Origin of the sequence: Larkinella arboricola, assembly GCF_003259745.1 — a bacterium.
In the GTDB taxonomy this organism is placed as follows: domain Bacteria; phylum Bacteroidota; class Bacteroidia; order Cytophagales; family Spirosomataceae; genus Larkinella; species Larkinella arboricola.
The window spans coordinates 243,604-262,461 of sequence record NZ_QLMC01000003.1 but is presented as its reverse complement, the minus strand read 5'-3'; the positions used below and the strand labels follow the sequence as shown (position 1 = coordinate 262,461).

The window sequence follows — 18,858 nt, the reverse complement described above, 5'->3', positions numbered from 1 at the left end:
GGAGGTTCTGAGGGGTTGAAAAGTACTGGATGGCAACACCTCAACGGGGTAGTGCAAAGGCCATGATGGAGCCGGAAGGATTCTTGTCGGTGCCGCCTACGGATATGGCCACGTATTGTTTCCCCCGTACGCTGTAGGTGCAGGGCGTCGCGTTGGCCACGGCAGGCAGGGTGGTGGCCCAGATCAGTTTTCCGGTTGTTTTGTCAAAAGCCCGAAGTTTCCGGTCGTTGGTGCCGCTGATAAACACCAGTCCGCCGGACGTAACAATCGGTCCTGCCGAGCCTTCCTGACCGGTTTCGGGTGTGCCTTTTTCCTGCCGTTTTTCATCATTTCCCAACGGTGTCTGCCAGACGTAATCACCCGTCGTCAGGTTGACGGCACTCAGGGTTCCCCAGGGTGGCCGGAGCGCCGGATTGCCGTCGGGGTCGCGGAAATGACCGTAGGCCGTCAGGTTGAGGTACCGGTCGGCGCCCTCCTTCGTTTTGCCGGTTTCAAATTTGGTAACGGCATCGCTCTTTTGCTGCTCCCGTTCGTATAGAAAGGCGATGATGCCTTTTTCCTTGCCTTTAATCACGCTGGCAAACGCGGGCATTTTACCACCCCCTTTTTTGATTTTGTCCAGAGCCGCTTCCCGGGTCATCCGGTTTTTAAGGCCAATCAGGGAGGGGTAAGTCGGCTCATCGCCATTTTTATCCTTGCCGTGGCAGGCCACGCAGTACGTCATGTACAAGGCTTTCCCCTGCTGAAATACGCTCATATTCCGGGTTTCCTGCTCGGGGTCAACTTTGACCATAGATTGAATTTCGGGCGAATCGTTGGACTTTACGAAAAGTACGCTGCTCGCCGGATCGTAAGCCGCCCCGCCCCATTCCGCTCCCCCGCGCGAACCGGGCAGCATGAGCGTTCCTTTCAAATCCGGGGGCGTAAAAAGTCCCTCATACCGCATCGAACGGTATTTTTTCACAATTGAGTCGTGGCCCGCATCGGTGTAATGCGTCAAATCCTGTTCGCTCATGTACTGCCGGGCAAACGGTTTGGGCTTTAACGGAAACGGTTGTGTGGGCCATGCCTGCTCGCCCGGAATGGTGGAAGCGGGTACCGGACGCTCTTCAATCGGAAACAGCGGCTGGCCGGTTTCGCGGTCAAAAACGAAGATAAAGCCGTGTTTGGTTACCTGGGCTACTGCATCCACGCGTTTTCCGTCGCGTTCCACCGTTACCAGATTCGGGGGTGCGGGCAGGTCGTAATCCCACAGGTCGTGGTGAACGGTCTGAAAATGCCATCGGTATTGGCCCGTAGCCGCATCCAGAGCGACCACGCTGTTGCCGTACAGGTTTTTCCCGATTCGGTCGGCCCCGTAAAAGTCGTAAGAAGGAGAACCCAGCGCCAGAAAAACCAGGCCCCGCTCCGGGTCCAGGCTCATACCGGCCCAGTCATTGGCCCCACCGGCGTATTTATAGGCATCTTTCGGCCAGGTTTCGTAGCCGGGTTCGCCGGGCAACGGGATGGTGTGAAACGTCCAGACCAGCCTGCCGGTTTTGCAGTGATAGGCCCGGATATACCCCGGCTGGGCACCGTATAACTCGGACACTTCAGCGCCCATGATCAGTAAATCTTTGTAAACAATGCCGGGTGAGGTCGGGATAACGGAAATGGTTTCGGGGTTGTCGCGCATACCGACGTTCATACTGACGCGTCCGTTTTTGCCAAAGCTGGTGATGGGTTTACCGGTGCGGGCATCGAGGGCAAACAACTGGTCACCCCCGGTTACCAGAATCCGTCTGTCGTTGCCCTCCTCCCAGTAGGTGACCCCGCGGCTGACACCCCCGCCCTCCGCGCCGTCAAACGGATCAAACGACCAGATTTGTTCGCCGGAAGCGGCATTGACCGCGTATACCCAGTGTCTGGCGGAGGTGGCATACATTACGCCGTCGACCACAATCGGGTTGCATTCGCTCCGGCCCGGACGGGCACCCGTTTTCATGTCCTGCATCGAGAACGTCCAGGCCGGTTGCAGCTGCGTCACGTTGGAGGGATTGATCTGATTGAGTCGGGCGTAGCTGGTGCTGTGGGAGTCGGCTTTGTAGATGCTCCAGGTGCGCTCTTCGTTGTCGGTCTGGTAGGCCATGAAACCCCAGAAAGCAAAGGCCGTAAGCACCGCAGCGGTATTTTTATTCAACAGAAACGCAAGGCGTTTTGGAACGTCAATCATAAAGAGGATAAAGGCAGGAAATGAAATGGCTTAAGGCATCTTTGCCAGAAGGCAAATTATAAAAATAAACCCGTTAAAAGGCAATGTATGGGTCTGAATTACAGAATAGCCGAGGTTATTCTTCCGCATCCTCGGAGTCGGATTTCAGGGAATTAACCAGATTGCCGACCGAGGAAACAGCCGCCGTGGCCGATGCCAGATTTGGGGCCGCCACGAAGGTGACAATCAGGGCCGCCGTTGACAGCAGGAGCGAGGCTGTCTGTATAATTTTTTCGACCTGATCGATTTTGTTAATCGCATCTTTTAACCGGGTTGACCCTTCCAGAATGGCCTGAAAATGCTCGTCGAGCCCGTCGATGATAACGATGGACGAATCAATGAGCATCTTGGTCGAGGCAACGGTTAAGGGCCGGACCACATTGGCGTTCACGCTCATGAAGTGGTCGAAATCAATTTTGTTGTTTTGCAGGTCGGCCAGCAGTTTTTGCGAGATAGACAGGGCCATCTCGTTGTACAGTTGGGAGGTGGCGATGACGGCTGCGGAAATTTCCTGACGGTTCATGGCTTTAATTGGCGGGGTCGGGTGTGGAGAATTGTTCGATACCGTTGTAGATGCCTTTCAGCGATTGAATGATCTGCTTCACCACGTCTCCGTCCTTTTTGCGGCCTACTTTTCCGGATTGCTTCACCAGTTCCTGATGGCCAGCCCGGAAGGCTTTCACAGTTGTTTCAATCTGATCCAGTTTTTTCGTTTCCGCATTGACGTACAATTTAACCAGCGTGATGACATCCTTATCCAGATTGAGCGGGGTTGGGTCAATGTTATTTTTACGCGCTAATTGTAGTTGAAAACCGGCGTTTTCGTTGGCCCGGAGTTGAACGCTGTTTAAGTACGTCTGGAATAGTTGCTTCTGTAGGGCGATCAGTTCGATCAGCCCGGCACAAACCCGGTCGACGTGAGGGCCCTGGGTCTTGACGGCCTGTCCGATGGCCCGGCGCTTAATACCGCCCGTAATGAGTTGGTGAATACCGTCAGATACTTCTTTGGCGCCCGCCAACTGATTATCGGTAGCGGAAATCCACTGCGCTGCGTGTCCGGCTCTGACGGTTTGTTCTACCACATCGCTCAGGGTGAAATCGTTGTCCTGCGTAGCCAGCAGGAGCGCATTGCTATAGCCAACCAGAATGTCGACTCCCTGATTAATCCGTTTGCTGCGATCTGCCAGGCTGTCGCAGGGCAACCGTTCGAAACCCTGAATGGACTTGATTTCGTTACACAAAAAGGTAACGTCTTCATTAACGGCTTTGTAGTCGGTCAATGCGGTCCCAACTTTTCCCACGGTTTTGACCGATTCAAACGAAACGCATCCATTGCTGATGAATGCCAACAGGATAAGCGGTAAAAGGATGGACTTCATAAATAGAATACCGTAAAGAGAAACAGGCTTAAGCAGACACAAGTAGCGGAAATAAAAACGAGATACCAACGGAGTTTTTACCGTTTACAGGATTTTTTTTAAACGGTAAATTAGCATCGGGCCGGTTCGTAAGACCGCCTTATGTTTCACCGCCTTTTCGATCAACAATTGCAGCGTCAGGGGAAGTTGGCGGGTCCATCGGACCTAATGGGGACAATGTCAATCAGGCAATACGTAGCCGGTCATTTCAGGATGAATATAAGCAAAGCCGTCAGCATCCGAAAGTGGCTATCTACGGATGAAATAAGAAGTGCGCATCCCTGTAAAGCGCCTATTTATCAGCTTGTTTCGGTTGTTTACGATAGACAATCCGTACCATTCTGACGTTGGGATGTTGCGAATCCTTTACGTATTCCAGAACAGCCATGCAATCGGTTCTGTCGTTGGTGAACTGGCTCTCATCAATTTTTCGGTAGCCCACTGTCATCAGCCGGTTTTTCAATGTATCGGAAACCCAGGGTTTTTGCAGCATGGGCGTACTGATGAGTTGAACACACTGATCCTTGGCAGCCTGCTGGAAAATGAGGGAGTGGTTGAAAAATAAGTCGACTCGTGCAGGGTTGATTTCCGAAACGCTGTACGAAAGTATTGTGGCATCACCCGTTGGCGAGGATTGTTCGGTATAAACAATGCGCTTTTTGTCCAATTGGGTTTTGACTTCTCCAATCGATTGGCCTAGATACTGGTCCTGACCAGAACAGGTAAAAAAGGGGGCAAGCAGGAAAGCCAGTGAAACAAGCCAGTTTCTCATAAGTTTAACATTCTTCATTCATGAAGATAAAGGCTGCTAATTTAAAGAATGAACGTGATTTTGACTAATGCTCCCCTTCCTAATTTTCCTGCAAATAAGAATGAAAAAGCACCCTGTCTGTAGGAGCTAACGGTAGCAGAATCATCATTGAACTTCGGATAAAGGGCTGAACATTGACTTGGTAAGCCTGTCTGACAAATAGCCCTTCACGGCGGATCATACCCAGCCTATACGGCCTCTGGAAAGGAGAAATGACGCCGGATTTGCGGGTGCTCTAGGGCGGTGTCTGGGAAAATGTGACCGACCTTTCCATTTCAAGTCTAGAGTGTAGAATGCTAACGCACATTTATGCGCATAGCTATGCCTTATTGGTTGTATTATGAAGCAAAAACTTTACCTCCTGGTGGGTCTTTTTTTAGGTCTTGTCAGCACCTCCTTCGCCCAGAAGGGAAGATTCCACGTCCGCTTTACGGTAAAAACCATCGACTGCGGCACAGCTAAAGCCGTCATCCAGCTTCAGGTGAAAGCTAGCTCACCGGACAGCACATTTCTGATGGGCGATGCCAATTACCGTTTCGACTACGATCCGCGAATCATCAACAACCCCACGATTGTCAGTCAGGAAAATTTTTCCAGTCAGGCACCTGCCAATGATACCCGGTATGGCGTACAGAATCTTAACGGGAGTACCTTTGGGCCAACGAAGGGCACCGTTTCGCTCAACACCACTTACGGGGGTTCGGGTACCGGCGCGGCTCTAGTCAGTACCGACTGGATTACCGTCTCCTGCATTCAGTTCGATATTCTCAATACGCAGCTGATTCAAAACAACTGCTTTCCGCTGGTGTGGCATACCAACCGCCCGGAAGACTTCCCAACATGGATGCCGACGTGAACTTCTCCGACAGTGTTTTGTGGAAGAAAAATAATGGCCGGTATTCGAAAGTGCCTCACTAATCTGCCAGGCCGGACCGCTGATTTTCGCCAGCGGTCCGGCCTGCTACAATGACGAACAAGTGTATGAGAGCGAACGAAAAAGCAATAAAGATGAAACGGGTTCTTTTCATATTGGCAGTCTGTTCATCGCTGCTGGCTAATGCACAAAATGGTCGGTTTGATGTGCGACTGCAACTCAAGAAGGCGGACTGTGCCAATCAGAAACTGTTAGTAGCGGTGGAATTAAAAGCGCACGATGAAAACAGTTCATTTTTGATGGGGAATGCCAACTTACGTTTTTCCTACGACGCCCGGCTGGTGAGAAGTCCGGTTATTGTCGAGGAGCAGAACTTTACCAGTCAGGGCGCAAAAGGCAATCTTAACTATAGCCCGTTGTCGCTCAACGGTTCGGTAGAGCGCAGCACCAAAGGCATCGTTTCGTTAAATGTTCTGTACAGCGGTTCGGAGCAGAGTGCTACACAGGTTACAACCGACTGGATGTCCGTTGCTACACTCCAGTTTGATATAGTTAGTCTGACGGAAAAGAACGGTGTGATCATCGAATGGAATGACGACAAGTCGTTTCCGGTTACAGGGCTGAGTGAGGTTGTTCTGAAAAAAAACGGGTCTGAATTTGATTATGATTCGTACGTGGCCAAAGCCGGCGGTGTGTTCGAAGACATCAGTATTGCTTCCATAGCTAATTTATGTTCAGGTACTAGCGCTGAAGCGACGGGCGAGGTAGTGATTCCGGAGGGTTTTTCGCCTAATGGTGATGGAAAAAATGATCAGTTTGTCATTCGAAATGTAGGCCAACTCAAAGCCGAGTTGACCATTTTTGACCGTAACGGTACGGTGGTCTACGAGTCGAAAGACTATCAGAATGATTGGGATGGACGTGACAGGGGCAAGTTCTTACCAACCGGAACCTACTTTTACAGCATTCGACTCAGCGATGGACGGAAATTCACCCGTGCGCTGACAATTTCCCGGTAAAATCTTTTTACATCTCGCAATAGTTTGGAAAGCCGGCTGGGATTCCTGGCCGGCTTTTTTACTGAGGTCGAACTGGCGCTGGCCTTCATTCATGCCTGAAAAATAGCTTGAATGGTTTTTCTTTGCTTCAGACCAACAACTAAACGGTGTGTGCCTGACGCAGTCGCTGGCGTTCAGCCTAAGCCTGAAGACGCTGCATCGTTTTAAAACCGTAACGTGCAGGTGGAAGAAAACTCAGACGCTATGGCAGGTGGTGGAAAATCAAGCCACGGAAGGTGCTAGGTTTACCGGGATATTGAATAGACGGTAAATTGGAGTCGGGTAGGCATACAAAGCCGAGAGCTTCGCTGGTAGGCTGTGGGTAGTTTGCGCGATAATCCTCCCTAAATCCTTTTTTATTTATGAGAGATTCTCGTTTAGTAAACGAGGGGTTATAAAAACGTCTTAAATTTCTTTTGCTGCGACGGCCCTGAGCCTTTATGTCCGCTCGTTGTATGCTTCCAGCAACCGTATCAGTGCGTCCATATCAACGGGTTTGACCAGGTGGGCATCGAAGCCCGCTTCCTTCGCCCGTTGCTTATCCTCCTGCCCACCATACCCCGTGACAGCGATAATTACCATGTGCTGCCCCCAGGGCTGCTGGCGAATCAGCCGGCAGGTTTCGTACCCATCCAGCTCCGGCATACCAATATCGCACAGAATGACCCGGGGACGAAGCACTTGGGCCGCCTGGATGCCTTCCCGGCCATTGTACTGGGTATGAACCTCATACCCTCTCATCTTGAGCGTTTGCGATAACAAAAAAGCCAAACCCGGATTATCGTCGATCACCAGAATCCGATGGTCGCCCGGCCGGGTATTCGTCACGATACGTTTGTTAACAGACTGTAGGTTTATTTCCTGAACAAGCGGCAAGTACACCATAAACTCACTGCCCTGGCCTAATCCCGGGCTACGGGCTTCCACCCGCCCCCCGTGCATTTCCACCAGCCGCTTAACCAGTGTTAAGCCAATGCCCAGCCCTCCCTGCGAACGAGCCAGGGACGTATCTACCTGCACAAACAAATCAAAAATAGCCGTTAACTGGTCCGGGGCCAACCCAATGCCGTTGTCGGCCACCTGCAGCAGGGCCTGACCGTCTTCTTCTTTCAGGTTTACCCATACCTGCCCCTGTGGACCCGTATAGCGCAGCCCATTGGTCAACAGATTGGTCACCACCTGCGCCAGTCGGGTGGGATCACCCTGCACAAAGAGCGGCATGGGACAAGGCGTCAGATGGAGCGGTTTGCCCAGGGCTTCATACTGCGGCCGAATCGCTTCGACGGCACTCTCCACCAAAGCGCCCAGCTCAACGCGCTCGGGCTTGAGTTCTATTTTACCCCGGCTGATGCGGCTCACATCCAGCAGCTCATCAACCAGCCGGACCAGGTGGTCCACCTGCTGATTGATCAGCCCCACGGTCTGCTCCAGTACTGGATCGGTCTCGTCCGTCCAGTTTAGCAGCCCCATACCCAGTCGGATGCTGGCCAGAGGGTTGCGCAGTTCATGGGCCAGCATGGCCAGAAACTCGTCCTTGCGTCGGCTGGCTTCTTTCAGGGCCTCTTCCGCCTGTTTTAACTCACTAATATCGTTAATCATGACCACGATCCCCGTAACGCGGTCCTCACCGTCCCAGATCGGTACGGCCACCACGCGGGTCCAGATGGGAGGCCCTTCCTCCGGGGTGTAAAGCACCTCAATGCCCGGCACCACCCGCTCCCCCCGCAGCGCCCGGGCACTGGGGTATTCCTCCGGCTCCAGGCGACGGCCATCCGGGTGATACGCCTGCCAACGGTCTCGCCGTTCGGCATCCCGGGAGGGCACGATTCCTGTCGGCGCAAAGCGCTGCATCTCCCGGTTAGCGAGCACCAGTCTACCGTTGGTGTCAACTTCGGCCACCCCAAGGGGCAGACTTTCAAAAAAGGCCGTTAGCCGGGCTTCGCTGGCTTTGAGGGCCTCCTCAGCCTGGACGCGCTCGATGCGGGGCAGCAGCCGGTTCATCACATCCGTCAGCAGGGCAATCTGGTCGGGCTGCCAGTCGTAGGCAATGGGCGAAAAGAAGGTCAGGATCGATTTCCAGCGGTCCTCCCGACGGTATGGCAAGCCTACATACGAGCCGATGTCCAGAACTTTAAAAGCCTCGGCATTGGCCCCCGAATCGGTTTGGGTATCCCTAATAACCACGTTTTCACCCTGACGAAACCGCCAGACCAATTCCTGGTTATGGAATGCGGAAAGATTGGTTCTTTCGGGCAGCAGCAGGATGTCTTTTGCCCACCAGAAACGCCGGTACACTTCGTCAGAGTCGGGCCGGATGTCCCAGATACTAAAGGAGGAAATGGGTAAAATGGCCCTGAGTTTTTGGCCTGCTATTGCCATAATTTCCTGGGTGTCAACCTGGTCTGTGATGGCTTCGGTGATGTCGGCCAGCAGGTCCTGGTGGTCCTGCTGGCGTTTGCGCGAGGTTATATCTTTAAAAACTACCGCGAACAACCCGCTACCCGCCTGTCCGACGGCCCCCGCATAAACATCATACCAGCGGTTTAACTGAGCTATTCGACTTTCAAACCGTAGCGTTTCGCCCTGAAGGGCCACTCGGCCATACGTTTCAATCCAGGAATCCTCCAGTTCGGGTACCGCCTGCCGGGCCGTATTGCCAAGAATTTTTTCTATACGCAGGCCCGTCATGCTCTCAAAAGCCGGATTTACTTCCAGAAAACGGCAATCAATAGGGTTGCCAGCCGGATCGGTTATGATCTGACAGAAGGCATACCCCTCGTCAATGGAGTTAAATAAGGTACGGTATTTTTGTTCCGACTGCCTCAAAGACTCCTCGGCCCGGGCGCGTTCCACCGAGGTCCTGACGCGCTGGGCGAGTTCTTCCACCAGGCTGATTTCCTGAGGCTTCCACGGGCGTGGTGTGGCCTGATGTATCCCCAGCAGAGCTACCAACCGGCCTTCCTTGATCAGGGGCAGGTACACATAGGCCGCAATTGACTGCGTCCGAAGCGTTTCTTTTACCGGTTGGGATAAATCTTCATGGGCAAAAACATCATCGACGATTACCGTATTGCCTTTGAGGAGTTTATAGGAATCTGACCCCCAATTTTGGAGTGGATAAAGGCCCTGGTCAAAAGGGTAGTCAGACCGGTGATACATATTTTCGATCAGCCAGAAATCTTCGTTGTTTTCCTGGACGAACTCGGCATAAAAAACCCGGTCGGCGCCTATGTAGTTGCCCAGCATCAGCGAGGCCGTGGCTTTGATGGTATCGGCATCGCTCAGCGGTCGAAGCGCATCGCTCAGCTGGAGCAGAAAAGCCTGCCGTTCCTGGCTTTCACGCAGGGCTTGTTCAATTTCCTTACGATCCGTGATATCCACCACCAGGCCCGTGCTGCGGTAAGGCTTGCCGTTGGAGTCAACAAACAATTTGCCGGTTCCGCGCAACCAGCGTTGCTGACCATCATCGTATATGATCCGATACTCACAATTGAATTCCTCGCGTTGGGCCAACATAGCGTCGATGGCGGCTTGCACTTTCGTCCGGTCGTCGGGGTGAATGCGCTGGAGCCACTCCTGGAAGGTATAGTGTGTCTGATCGGAGGGAAGGCCCAGAATTTCCAGGCTTTCGGGACTCCATTTGATCTGATCAGTGGTTATTTCCCAGATGCTCCAGCCAGCCCGGGCGCTACTCATGGCCTGCATGAGCCAGGTATTATTATTCTGTAAGTCTTCTTCCGCCTTTTTACGTTCGGTAATATTGGCAAACAGCACGGCGACGCGGGGTGGATCATGCCCATCGAGTCGAAAGGCATGGGTATCTATCCAGCGGTCGAGCGCCGAAAGGTAGACCTGAAAATGCACCGGCTGGCCTGTCAAGGCAACCTGGTCATAATAGGCCATTACCTGCGGTTCGGTTCCGGGAAGTGCTTCCAGAATGGTTTTGCCCACCACGTGATGAAGGCTACTCTGCTGCTCAAAGGCCGGATTGGTCAACAGGTAACGAAAATCGCTCGGGGTACCCGCTGGGGTAGGCACTTTTTCTAATAAGCAAAATCCCTGGCTCATCGACTCAAAAGCCGCACGGTAGCTAGGAAGAAACATATCGGGTTGTCCTTCAGACATGGTTGCAAATGGAATAGACCAAAGGGGTAAACTAACTAATATTCAATTAGTTTTCGAGTAGCAAGCCAAGCGGCCCGGTCGTCCGGATTGCGTCCTGCTGCAGGCAACAGCGAAGGGAGAATGTTTATTCTTTATTATGCGCAGTGCAGTGAAGAAGCACTTTCTGTCAGATTAGCTGTCGAATCCTGGCTAGTATAATGGGGTCTGGATGGTGCTACAGGGGCCTCGCTTTCTCCTCCAGAACGGCTAATAAGATCCGTCGGATGGATGAGCCGACAAACAATCCAGTGGGGCGCCGGAAAACGTACTTTCTTATTCGCTTCTTAGTGAGTTGACGGGATTCATCAGGGCGGTGGCGATAGTCTTGCTGCCAATGGATATCAGGACCAAAAACAGAATCAATAGGGCAGGCCCCACAAAAAACCACCAGCTTAACTCCACGTGGGTTGCGTAGGTTGCCAGCCAGGTTCTAACTAAAAAATACGTAATCGGCAGGCCGATCAGAATGGATAGCAGCACGGTTCTTATAAAGTCTTTCGAAAGTAACACAAGCAGGTTGGTCGTACTGGCTCCAATAACTTTGCGGATACCAATTTCCTTGGTTCGTTTGGAAACCGTAAACGTAGCCAGGCCGAACAACCCTAAGCAGGAAATCATAATGGCAAAGCCCGTCAGGGCGCTGAATACCTGCTGAAAGCGGTCATCGGCTTTGTACTGCTTGTCGTACTCACTATCCAAAAAGAAATAGCGGAAGGGGGAATAAGGAAAATTGGCCTCATAGACCCGCTTCAGGGTAGCGAGTTGTTCCCGGGTATTGCCCTCCGCAAACTTGACGCTGGCGAACGAATCGAACCGGGGCGAGTACATATGGATGATGGGGATGTGGGGGGCTTTAGGTGATTCGTAATGGTAATTATTGACAACTCCCCGGATGGTTGCCTGGTTGCCCCACAGATCTACCCGCCGACCGATAGCTGCTTGTGGAGTAGGAATCCCCCAAAGCCGGAGCGTCTCCTCATTAACGATGAGTTGCCGATTGGTCGTGTCCGAAAAACCGGGCCGTGTCGTCGCATCGAAGTTTTTAACCGCCAGCAGCCGAATCCCCATCAGGTCAATGAACGCGGTGTCAATCCGGGTCAGATAATAATTATAGGAAGTCTTCTTACCGGTGCCAGATAAATTCACGCCCGTTGTTGATCCCATCTGGGCCGAACCCAGACCCGGTACGGTGCCCGAAAGGGAGACTGCTTTTACCTGCGACTGATCGAGCAGCATTTGTCGAAATGCACCGTACTGCTGTCGGGCATCGCTTCCCGCCGGGGCTTTGACCACGAGCGTATGCTCGATGTTTAGCCCTAAGTTCTGCTGCCGCAAAAAGCTGACTTGTCGATACATCACCAACGTCTGTACCAGCAGAATAAGGGTAATGGTAAATTGAAAAACAACAAACGCCTTACGCAGAAAAGTGCCGCTGACCGATCGGGAAAAATTGCCTTTAAGTACCTGAACCGGCTCGAAGGCAGCCAGGACAATGGCCGGATAAAACCCGGACAGAAAAACGCTTAGCACCAGAAAGACCCCGGCACTCTTCCAGAAAAACAGGTCGCCAAATACGCTAAAGCCTTCCGGCAGACCTGCTACCTCCATGAATACCGACTGTAGCGCGGCTATCAATCCCACGGCCAGGAGCCCGGCCAGCAGGTTGACCAGCACGGTTTCCACCAGAATCTGGGCCCTGATCTGACTCTGGGTAGAGCCAACTACTTTTCGGACACCGACTTCCCGTGCCCGGTCGAGGGCTTTGGAGGTAGTCAGATTCACGTAGTTGATAACGGCGCTCAGCAGCACTAGAAACGCTACGCCCAGCAGCAAGTATACCGACCGGGCTTCGCCGTTCGGTTCAGTTTCAAAGGTTTTATGGGAATGTAGATGGATGTCACCGATTGTCTGGCCAATCACCTGCTGATTGGTTAGCTTTTTTTTCCGCAGTAACCGGTCGCTGAAAGCAGCCAGCGATTGGGTAAACCCGTCGTAGCGGATGTTTTCGGCAAGTTGCAGATAGGTGTAGGTGTTGTTATTGTTCCAGTTTTCTTCGTTTTCCCCAAAGTCCGAGAGCATGGTTGGATAGGAGAGAAGCAGGTCGAATTTCAGATGCGTGTCGACTGGGCTATCCGGTACTACGCCCCGTATTTCCAACAGAAGGTTTCCTCCCCGTGTAGGAATTTTCAGCGTTTTACCCAGCACCTCGAGCGTTTTGAAGTAGGTCAACGCCATTGTTTTCGTCAGAACCACCTGCCGGGGCTGGCTGAAGAGTCCTTTTCGGCTGCCCCGCAGCAACGGGTACTGGAACATGGAGAAAAAAGAAGAATCAACCGCATAGACGTTATTGAGTGCGTAATATTGATCACCAATCTGAACCGTTGAAAGCTGTTTGCGTAAAGGATAGGCGCGGGTATAGTTGACGACTTCATTCATTTCCCGCAGGGCTTTGGCACCCATGGGAGGATAGGTTTCGGCATCCTGCGCGTCGACCGTGCCACCGTTCAGATAGTTGATGGAGAGCCGCACGATCCGATCGGCCAGCGGGTTTGAATGTTCGTAGTTCAGCTCAAAGCGCACATACTGGATAATCAGCAACGCTACCGCCAAACCGGTGGCTAGCCCCGCTATATTGATGAGCGAGAAGCCATTGTTTTTCCACAGATTCCGCCAGGCGATTTTTAAATAGTTGATGAACATGACTCTTCGGAGTTAGTGATTAATTCAACCAGGGCCGTAAGTGTACCTTTCAGACGCTGGAGCCTGACCGGCAGTAGCGTAATTCCCACCTCCAGTAACTCAGCCATGACCAACAACCATCCTTGATATGCCAGAAATCTGGCCTTCTGGTTGGCACCGATAGTACGTTCGCCCTAAGTCCCGGGTAACCTGAATAATTTGAAAGTCAGCCCCAGAATGTCATTGTGCGGATCTGGTTACACCAAAAGCGATCAAAGGGCGAAAACCGTGGTCACCAATCGGGGTCAACTATTGTACCACGATTGGTAAACGGGTTTTATAGGCTCTAAAGGGCGATCTTTCTGTAACTGACTGTCCGAAATCGGACAGGATTACCCTGTGATTGTCCGATTCTGAGGGCTTGTCCTGAGAACGCGGTTATAGGGAGCCGAAAGTTATCAAAACCGGGTTTTGGTGATCGAACTGGATGAACCGGGTGTTCGTCCATCCAACAAGCGGTTTTTTACGAACCTGCCGACGCATCCTGCCGAAAATCCAATCGGCAATTTGCCGCGAGGCTACAGAAACCGTGATCTAAAACCATCAATCTTCTTTGGAGCTTAGGTATATTTGCCAAAATAACTATTCCTATGCCTGACTATACCGCTCAGAAAATCCACCAAACATTAGAAGTTAACGGTGATCTCACCAAGTCTGTCTGGCAGTCGGCCACCTGGAGCCATCGCTTTGTCGATATGGTGACAGCTGCCCCAGGTTTGTACGATACCCGTACCGCCGTGCTCTGGAATGATACGCATCTTTACGTAGCGTTTCGAGCCGAAGAACCTTTTCTGGAGGCTCAGCTTACCCAACGGGATTCGACTATCTTTCTGGAGAATGACCTCGAATTATTAATTGACGGGGGCGACTGCTATTATGAGCTTGAAGTCAATGCCCGTAACACCATCTACGAAGTGTTTTTTATCTGGCGTGACGCCTATCAGCCCGGTGGGCGGTTTGACGTTCCCCTTTTTGACGTGCATCATCCGCAGACGCTGACCTTCGCTGGCAACTTCGACCGCCATGATCAGACTTTCTGGTATGGCACCCATCCGCGCGGTGTGCGTTGGGCCTTTCTCAATTATGACTTACCAGGTCTGCAAACGGCGGTGCAGCTAGATGGTACCTTAAATGATCATACCGATATAGATCGAGGATGGAGCCTGGAGATTGCCATTCCGTGGCAGAGCCTGACGTGGCTTGCGGGCGGTCGTTCATTACCTCCGCAGCGTGGGGATATATGGAAAATGTTTCTGGGCCGTTTTCAGAAAATCCCGGTTTCGGGTACAGTAGCAAACCAGGCTATGGTTCTGACCCCGCATGGCGTTTATGATACACATCAGCCCGAACGCTGGAGCAAAATTGTGTTTGAAGACTGAAAGGGCGTGTTCCACTACATCGGTTTTGTAATCAGATGATTATGAGCGGGAACGGTTAGCAAAACCAGTGAGAGTAGCCCCCAGGCGTTAGTTTGTTCCGGTAAGCCTCCATAAAAAGCCGGACCTCCCCAATAAGGTCCGGCCTGTACAAGACAAAGAAAACGGCAGGCGCGGATTTGCGCACCAGATTGTGTATATAACAACTTCGATGATTATCTGGGCCGGGAATGTGATTAGATGGTATGGGTAAACGGGTTTGTTGTTAACAGACTTCCTGCCAGTGCCTTCGTGAAAAATGCTCCCCGTAACAGTGAAGCTGATACCAACCGAAGTCTGTCTCTCTTCGTAGGCTTTAGCACACTTATAATACCGGCGGCTTTATGGTAATGGGGCTAAGGCAAATGATTTAAGCTAAATAAACGGTAAATTTGATACGCAATCCTCTGCAACCTTGCAGACTACCTGCTAGTCCAACAGTCTGGACGCGGTAGGTGAACACCGTAACCTAAAACCTGTAGCTATGAACGAGGAGGACAAAAACCGTTGGTTAATTATTGCCTTTGACAAAGACAGGAAGGTGACGCAGGTAATCAGCCGGGATGAGATGAGCGAAGCCATCGGAGCAAAAGACGAACTGGTTGCTAAAGGCGCTTACAAAGTGGTGATCTATGATCACGAAACCAACGCTCCTTTTTTTATTCACTTCACGCATACATCTGATCCGACGTAACACGGTCTATACAGGCTGGATTATATACGTCAAGGAAGCTACCAAATGAAGTCTCATGATTGGCAAGGCGGCTTCCGGATTATGGACAGGTAAAGGTATGCTATTAAGTGCCGTAATTAAGTATCTATCGGCTTAGATCAGATTTCATCGGTCAGCTTTGTGATTTCTCGCAATGCCATCTCCATCAGGTTTTGACCGTGCTTTTCGATGAGTTGTTGTTGCTCCTGCATGATCGCGTCATAGTCACTGCTGGTCAGCAGCGAAAGCAGACGGACCTGATTAGACAGTATGACCTGCTGTGAAGCTGCCGTCTGGCACACCAGGGGCAAAATTGTTTTCAGAAGTGCATTGGTCAGATGAGATTGCATAGCTGTATGTTGTTAGATGGAAACGTCACAGGCATAACGTTAAATTTTCAGACTAATTTTCAAGCCGGCAAATTCACTGGTTTTTGTTGATGTGGAGGTCTTCCAGAATGTTTTTGACCAGTTGCAACAAATCCCGGCCCGTCATTTTCATCAGTTCCTTGTTATAGAGCTGCTGTTTCTCCCAAGCCACTTTTTCAACCCGGTATTCCTTGATGGTTTTCTTAAGTTCCTTCGCGTTCTGATGCCCATAGGCCGTCATCCAGGCGGATGTAAAGCCGGGCCATTCATCGAATTCTGGATCGATCTTGTTCTGCTTGTAACGAATGAGCTTCTCCAGAGCCGGGAAAATAATGGCTTCCAGAAGATCCGGATTATTTTGTAAAATGGCCTCATCAGCAGCGGGCTTGTTTAGCTCGGACAGGTACTTTTCCAGTACGTCTAATTCATCGGTGGTAAGAATCTGATCCATACGGTATCTCGGGCTAGTTTCAGGGAGACGTCAATACCTGTTAAGTCAAATTGCCCCTCGAGTGTTTAGGGAGCCATAAAAAATACACCCGACTCATGATGGTGTAGTATGCCCGGTAGTGCCTAACGTTCCAAGCCCTGATTTCAGGAAAGTTAGCTGCATTTTACGACAGGGCGGTTTTAGGGGAATGGCAGTTTTACTTAAAAATCAGGAGCCATCAGTAGCAGCAACGTAAAATAAAAAAGCCCCAAATCAAGTGATTTGAGGCTTTTTGCTCCCGAAGCTGAAGTAGTATTTATTGAATATACTATTGAATATCAATGTGTTAACTCTGTTTTTTAAAACAGTATGTATAAATTTATCATGTTGTAATAATAATGAGTATGATTGTATAAGCGTAATTTATTGTAAATCAATGTATTAGTTTACATCTAAGAGTTGAATTGTACATTTATCTGTTTAATAATCTTTACAATTAAAGTTTTTAGGCTAATATTATCTCTATAATTATTATTTGTATTGTGAACAGATAAAAAACAGATTAAATCCTCTAAATAAAAACGTATTTTATAATGAAATTAAAAGTTAATATAGACTATATGTCGTTAAGGCCATTCACTAGCGAGGAACTGTCTGACTTTACAGTTATTACTGGATTTAATGGTAGTGGTAAAACACAGTTGATAAATGTGATTGCAAATTCTAATAGTTTAAAAGTAGATGAGCCAAAAGTTATTGAGTTTTCAGATGAAGTAGTTAATATATTAAATTGGAAGTTTAATGAATTAAGTAATTTAGAATATAATATTGATACATGGAACCAGCACAAATATGAGGTATTCAGGTATTGGAATGATACTAGAGATATTATTAAAGATTTTTTGAACTATCTATATACAAATGAAATTGAAATCAAAGATGCTATTAGTAACAGATATACCAATGTTTTTAAAGATAAAACTAATGAGTCGATAAGTTCTTTGATCTCAAACGGGTATTACAGAGGGTCAGTTAGAGGTAGTAGCGTTACTCCTGAAACCGCTATTAAACTATTAGATAAATACTTAAAGGAAAACGAGTATATAATTAATTTTATTTTTTCAGTTTCTCGCACTTTAAAGCGGCATAAGATAGATATTTTAGACGAAGATTTTAATTTATTAAACTATGAATCTTTAATATTCTTTAAATATGGTTATGATTTAAGTGCCTTCATGTATATACTGTTTACATATACTTACAAAAGGCGATTAAACTCTAATTTATATTTTGATAAGATAACTCAAGGAATTGATAATGCTTCCGTTTCTGATAAAGAATATATTAACAGATTTCCTTCTCCATTGAGTGAGTTAAATGAATTGTTAGTTAGTTTTAATTTTAAATATAAGGTTAAAGATATAGATTTTAATAAGTTTAAAGAGAGTAGTATCATCGTAATAGCTATAGAAAATATTGCTAATGGCATTGAAGTTAATATGTCAGATTTATCTTCAGGAGAAAAGATATTATTTAACTTTTATCTTTCAATTTTTATTAATAAAAAATATTATTCAAATGGTCGTTTCCCTGACTTAATACTTTTAGATGAACCTGATGCATATCTGCATCCCGCAGGAGTGGAAGCGTTAATTAAATCACTCAATAACGAAATTGTAAAAAAGAATAAGACAAAAGTTATTTTAACAACTCATTCTCCAACAACAGTAGCTTTATCACCTGACGATTCAATATTTCAGTTATTTAACGATGAACAATCTAAATTAATAAAGATCGATAAAGATGAAGCATTGCATATTTTAACTGCTAATATTCCACTCTTAAGCATAAGTTACCATAATCACAGACAAGTTATTGTAGAGAGTCCTACAGATTTATTCTATTACCAACTAATTTATAATAAATTAGTTGGTCAGTTGCTTCCAGAATTAAAATTATACTTTATATCAAATGGTTATGGTGATGGGAACTGTGAGCAAGTTATAAGTTTAGTTAAAAGCTTTCGAGCTTCTGGCAATACAACTGTTTTTGGAATAATAGATTGGGATAATAAAAATAGAAGTGAAATAGATGAAAATGTTATAATTCATGGCTTTGGGAATAGATATTCACTAGAGAATTATATACTTGAACCTATCTTTTTATTCGTTTATTTTTTAGAGATTGAAGCTTATAATTTACATTCTATTTTTGATTTAAGTCCTGATTATAATCAGTTTTCTATTGGTCTTGAGGAAAATGATGTTCTTCAAAGATTCAGTGATCATATATTAAACTTAATATATAAAAAATACCCTGCTTATAAAGAATTTGATAGTCAAAGACATGAAATCGAGTATGCAAATAATAAGCATATAAGCGTTCCTATATGGTATTTAAATCCTGAAAAAGGACATTTTCTTGAAGATATTCTAAAAAAATCATTTCCAGTATTCGACTCAAAAGCTTTTTCAGATACAGGATCAATACAAAAAAAAATGAGTATAATTGTAGGAAAATGTTTTCCTTTTGTTCCAATAGATAGTGTAAAAGTAATAAGACATTTAATTGATACGTAATATATATAGGCCGTATAGTAAAGAATTGTAATGTGATCT

Annotated in this window: 13 protein-coding genes; 5 read left to right on the top strand and 8 right to left on the bottom strand. The window is 48.4% G+C overall.

The window, feature by feature from the left end; translation table 11 throughout:
* Positions 1–40: 40 nt before the first annotated feature.
* From LX87_RS12515 to LX87_RS12500, 4 genes are all read right to left on the bottom strand, one after another.
* Positions 41–2,212 carry an outer membrane protein assembly factor BamB family protein gene (locus tag LX87_RS12515; protein WP_111628583.1) on the bottom strand — a complete coding sequence of 724 codons (2,172 nt, stop codon included), beginning with the start codon at positions 2,210–2,212 and terminating at the stop codon, positions 41–43.
* Between the two features lie 115 nt (positions 2,213–2,327).
* Positions 2,328–2,774 carry a hypothetical protein gene (locus LX87_RS12510; RefSeq protein ID WP_111628582.1) on the bottom strand — a complete coding sequence of 149 codons (447 nt, stop codon included), beginning with the start codon at positions 2,772–2,774 and terminating at the stop codon, positions 2,328–2,330.
* A 4-nt stretch (positions 2,775–2,778) separates the two neighbouring features.
* On the bottom strand, positions 2,779–3,630 hold the full coding sequence (locus tag LX87_RS12505; protein WP_111628581.1) for a hypothetical protein: 852 nt from the start codon (positions 3,628–3,630) through the stop codon (positions 2,779–2,781).
* A 331-nt stretch (positions 3,631–3,961) separates the two neighbouring features.
* Positions 3,962–4,441, bottom strand: coding sequence for a hypothetical protein (locus tag LX87_RS12500; protein WP_111628580.1), 480 nt, complete (start codon positions 4,439–4,441; stop codon positions 3,962–3,964).
* 379 nt (positions 4,442–4,820) lie between these two features.
* Here LX87_RS12500 and LX87_RS12495 point away from each other — a divergent pair, with 379 nt between their 5' ends.
* Both LX87_RS12495 and LX87_RS12490 read left to right on the top strand, forming a co-directional pair.
* Positions 4,821–5,336, top strand: a complete 516-nt coding sequence (locus LX87_RS12495) for a hypothetical protein (RefSeq protein WP_111628579.1) — start codon at positions 4,821–4,823, stop codon at positions 5,334–5,336.
* 152 nt (positions 5,337–5,488) lie between these two features.
* The gene (locus LX87_RS12490) at positions 5,489–6,373 is read left to right on the top strand and encodes a T9SS type B sorting domain-containing protein (RefSeq protein ID WP_170139358.1); all 885 of its coding nucleotides are present in this window, start codon (positions 5,489–5,491) and stop codon (positions 6,371–6,373) included.
* 477 nt (positions 6,374–6,850) lie between these two features.
* Here LX87_RS12490 and LX87_RS12485 read toward each other — a convergent pair whose 3' ends face one another.
* Entirely contained in the window at positions 6,851–10,537 is a 3,687-nt protein-coding gene (locus LX87_RS12485; protein WP_111628577.1) for a PAS domain S-box protein, read from the bottom strand.
* A 312-nt stretch (positions 10,538–10,849) separates the two neighbouring features.
* Positions 10,850–13,276 (bottom strand): ABC transporter permease, encoded by a 2,427-nt coding sequence (locus tag LX87_RS12480; RefSeq protein ID WP_111628576.1) that lies wholly within the window; start codon positions 13,274–13,276, stop codon positions 10,850–10,852.
* Positions 13,277–13,905: 629 nt separating this feature from the next.
* On the opposite strand from LX87_RS12480, the gene LX87_RS12475 reads away from it, so the two are divergent.
* Together LX87_RS12475 and LX87_RS12470 are read left to right on the top strand one after the other, a co-directional pair.
* Complete coding sequence (locus LX87_RS12475) at positions 13,906–14,694, top strand: carbohydrate-binding family 9-like protein (RefSeq protein ID WP_111628575.1); 789 nt, start codon at positions 13,906–13,908, stop codon at positions 14,692–14,694.
* A 520-nt stretch (positions 14,695–15,214) separates the two neighbouring features.
* Positions 15,215–15,424 (top strand): hypothetical protein, encoded by a 210-nt coding sequence (locus LX87_RS12470; protein ID WP_111628574.1) that lies wholly within the window; start codon positions 15,215–15,217, stop codon positions 15,422–15,424.
* A gap of 137 nt (positions 15,425–15,561) precedes the next feature.
* Here the strand turns inward: LX87_RS12470 and LX87_RS12465 are convergent, their stop codons facing one another.
* Both LX87_RS12465 and LX87_RS12460 read right to left on the bottom strand, forming a co-directional pair.
* Positions 15,562–15,792: a hypothetical protein gene (locus tag LX87_RS12465; protein WP_111628573.1), complete on the bottom strand. Its 231-nt coding sequence runs from the start codon at positions 15,790–15,792 to the stop codon at positions 15,562–15,564.
* 73 nt (positions 15,793–15,865) lie between these two features.
* Complete coding sequence (locus tag LX87_RS12460) at positions 15,866–16,261, bottom strand: hypothetical protein (protein ID WP_111628572.1); 396 nt, start codon at positions 16,259–16,261, stop codon at positions 15,866–15,868.
* A 572-nt stretch (positions 16,262–16,833) separates the two neighbouring features.
* Between LX87_RS12460 and LX87_RS12455 the strand changes: the two genes are divergently transcribed.
* Positions 16,834–18,819, top strand: coding sequence for an ATP-dependent nuclease (locus LX87_RS12455; protein WP_111628571.1), 1,986 nt, complete (start codon positions 16,834–16,836; stop codon positions 18,817–18,819).
* The last annotated feature ends 39 nt before the right edge of the window (positions 18,820–18,858 follow it).

What these genes read in the sequence shown, in the direction of transcription:
- LX87_RS12515 (WP_111628583.1), bottom strand. Translation starts at nt 2,212, where the DNA reads ATGATTGACGTTCCAAAACGCCTTGCGTTTCTGTTGAATAAAAATACC.
- LX87_RS12510 (WP_111628582.1), bottom strand. Translation starts at nt 2,774, where the DNA reads ATGAACCGTCAGGAAATTTCCGCAGCCGTCATCGCCACCTCCCAACTG.
- LX87_RS12505 (WP_111628581.1), bottom strand. Translation starts at nt 3,630, where the DNA reads ATGAAGTCCATCCTTTTACCGCTTATCCTGTTGGCATTCATCAGCAAT.
- LX87_RS12500 (WP_111628580.1), bottom strand. Translation starts at nt 4,441, where the DNA reads ATGAGAAACTGGCTTGTTTCACTGGCTTTCCTGCTTGCCCCCTTTTTT.
- LX87_RS12495 (WP_111628579.1), top strand. Translation starts at nt 4,821, where the DNA reads ATGAAGCAAAAACTTTACCTCCTGGTGGGTCTTTTTTTAGGTCTTGTC.
- LX87_RS12490 (WP_170139358.1), top strand. Translation starts at nt 5,489, where the DNA reads ATGAAACGGGTTCTTTTCATATTGGCAGTCTGTTCATCGCTGCTGGCT.
- LX87_RS12485 (WP_111628577.1), bottom strand. Translation starts at nt 10,537, where the DNA reads ATGTCTGAAGGACAACCCGATATGTTTCTTCCTAGCTACCGTGCGGCT.
- LX87_RS12480 (WP_111628576.1), bottom strand. Translation starts at nt 13,276, where the DNA reads ATGTTCATCAACTATTTAAAAATCGCCTGGCGGAATCTGTGGAAAAAC.
- LX87_RS12475 (WP_111628575.1), top strand. Translation starts at nt 13,906, where the DNA reads ATGCCTGACTATACCGCTCAGAAAATCCACCAAACATTAGAAGTTAAC.
- LX87_RS12470 (WP_111628574.1), top strand. Translation starts at nt 15,215, where the DNA reads ATGAACGAGGAGGACAAAAACCGTTGGTTAATTATTGCCTTTGACAAA.
- LX87_RS12465 (WP_111628573.1), bottom strand. Translation starts at nt 15,792, where the DNA reads ATGCAATCTCATCTGACCAATGCACTTCTGAAAACAATTTTGCCCCTG.
- LX87_RS12460 (WP_111628572.1), bottom strand. Translation starts at nt 16,261, where the DNA reads ATGGATCAGATTCTTACCACCGATGAATTAGACGTACTGGAAAAGTAC.
- LX87_RS12455 (WP_111628571.1), top strand. Translation starts at nt 16,834, where the DNA reads ATGAAATTAAAAGTTAATATAGACTATATGTCGTTAAGGCCATTCACT.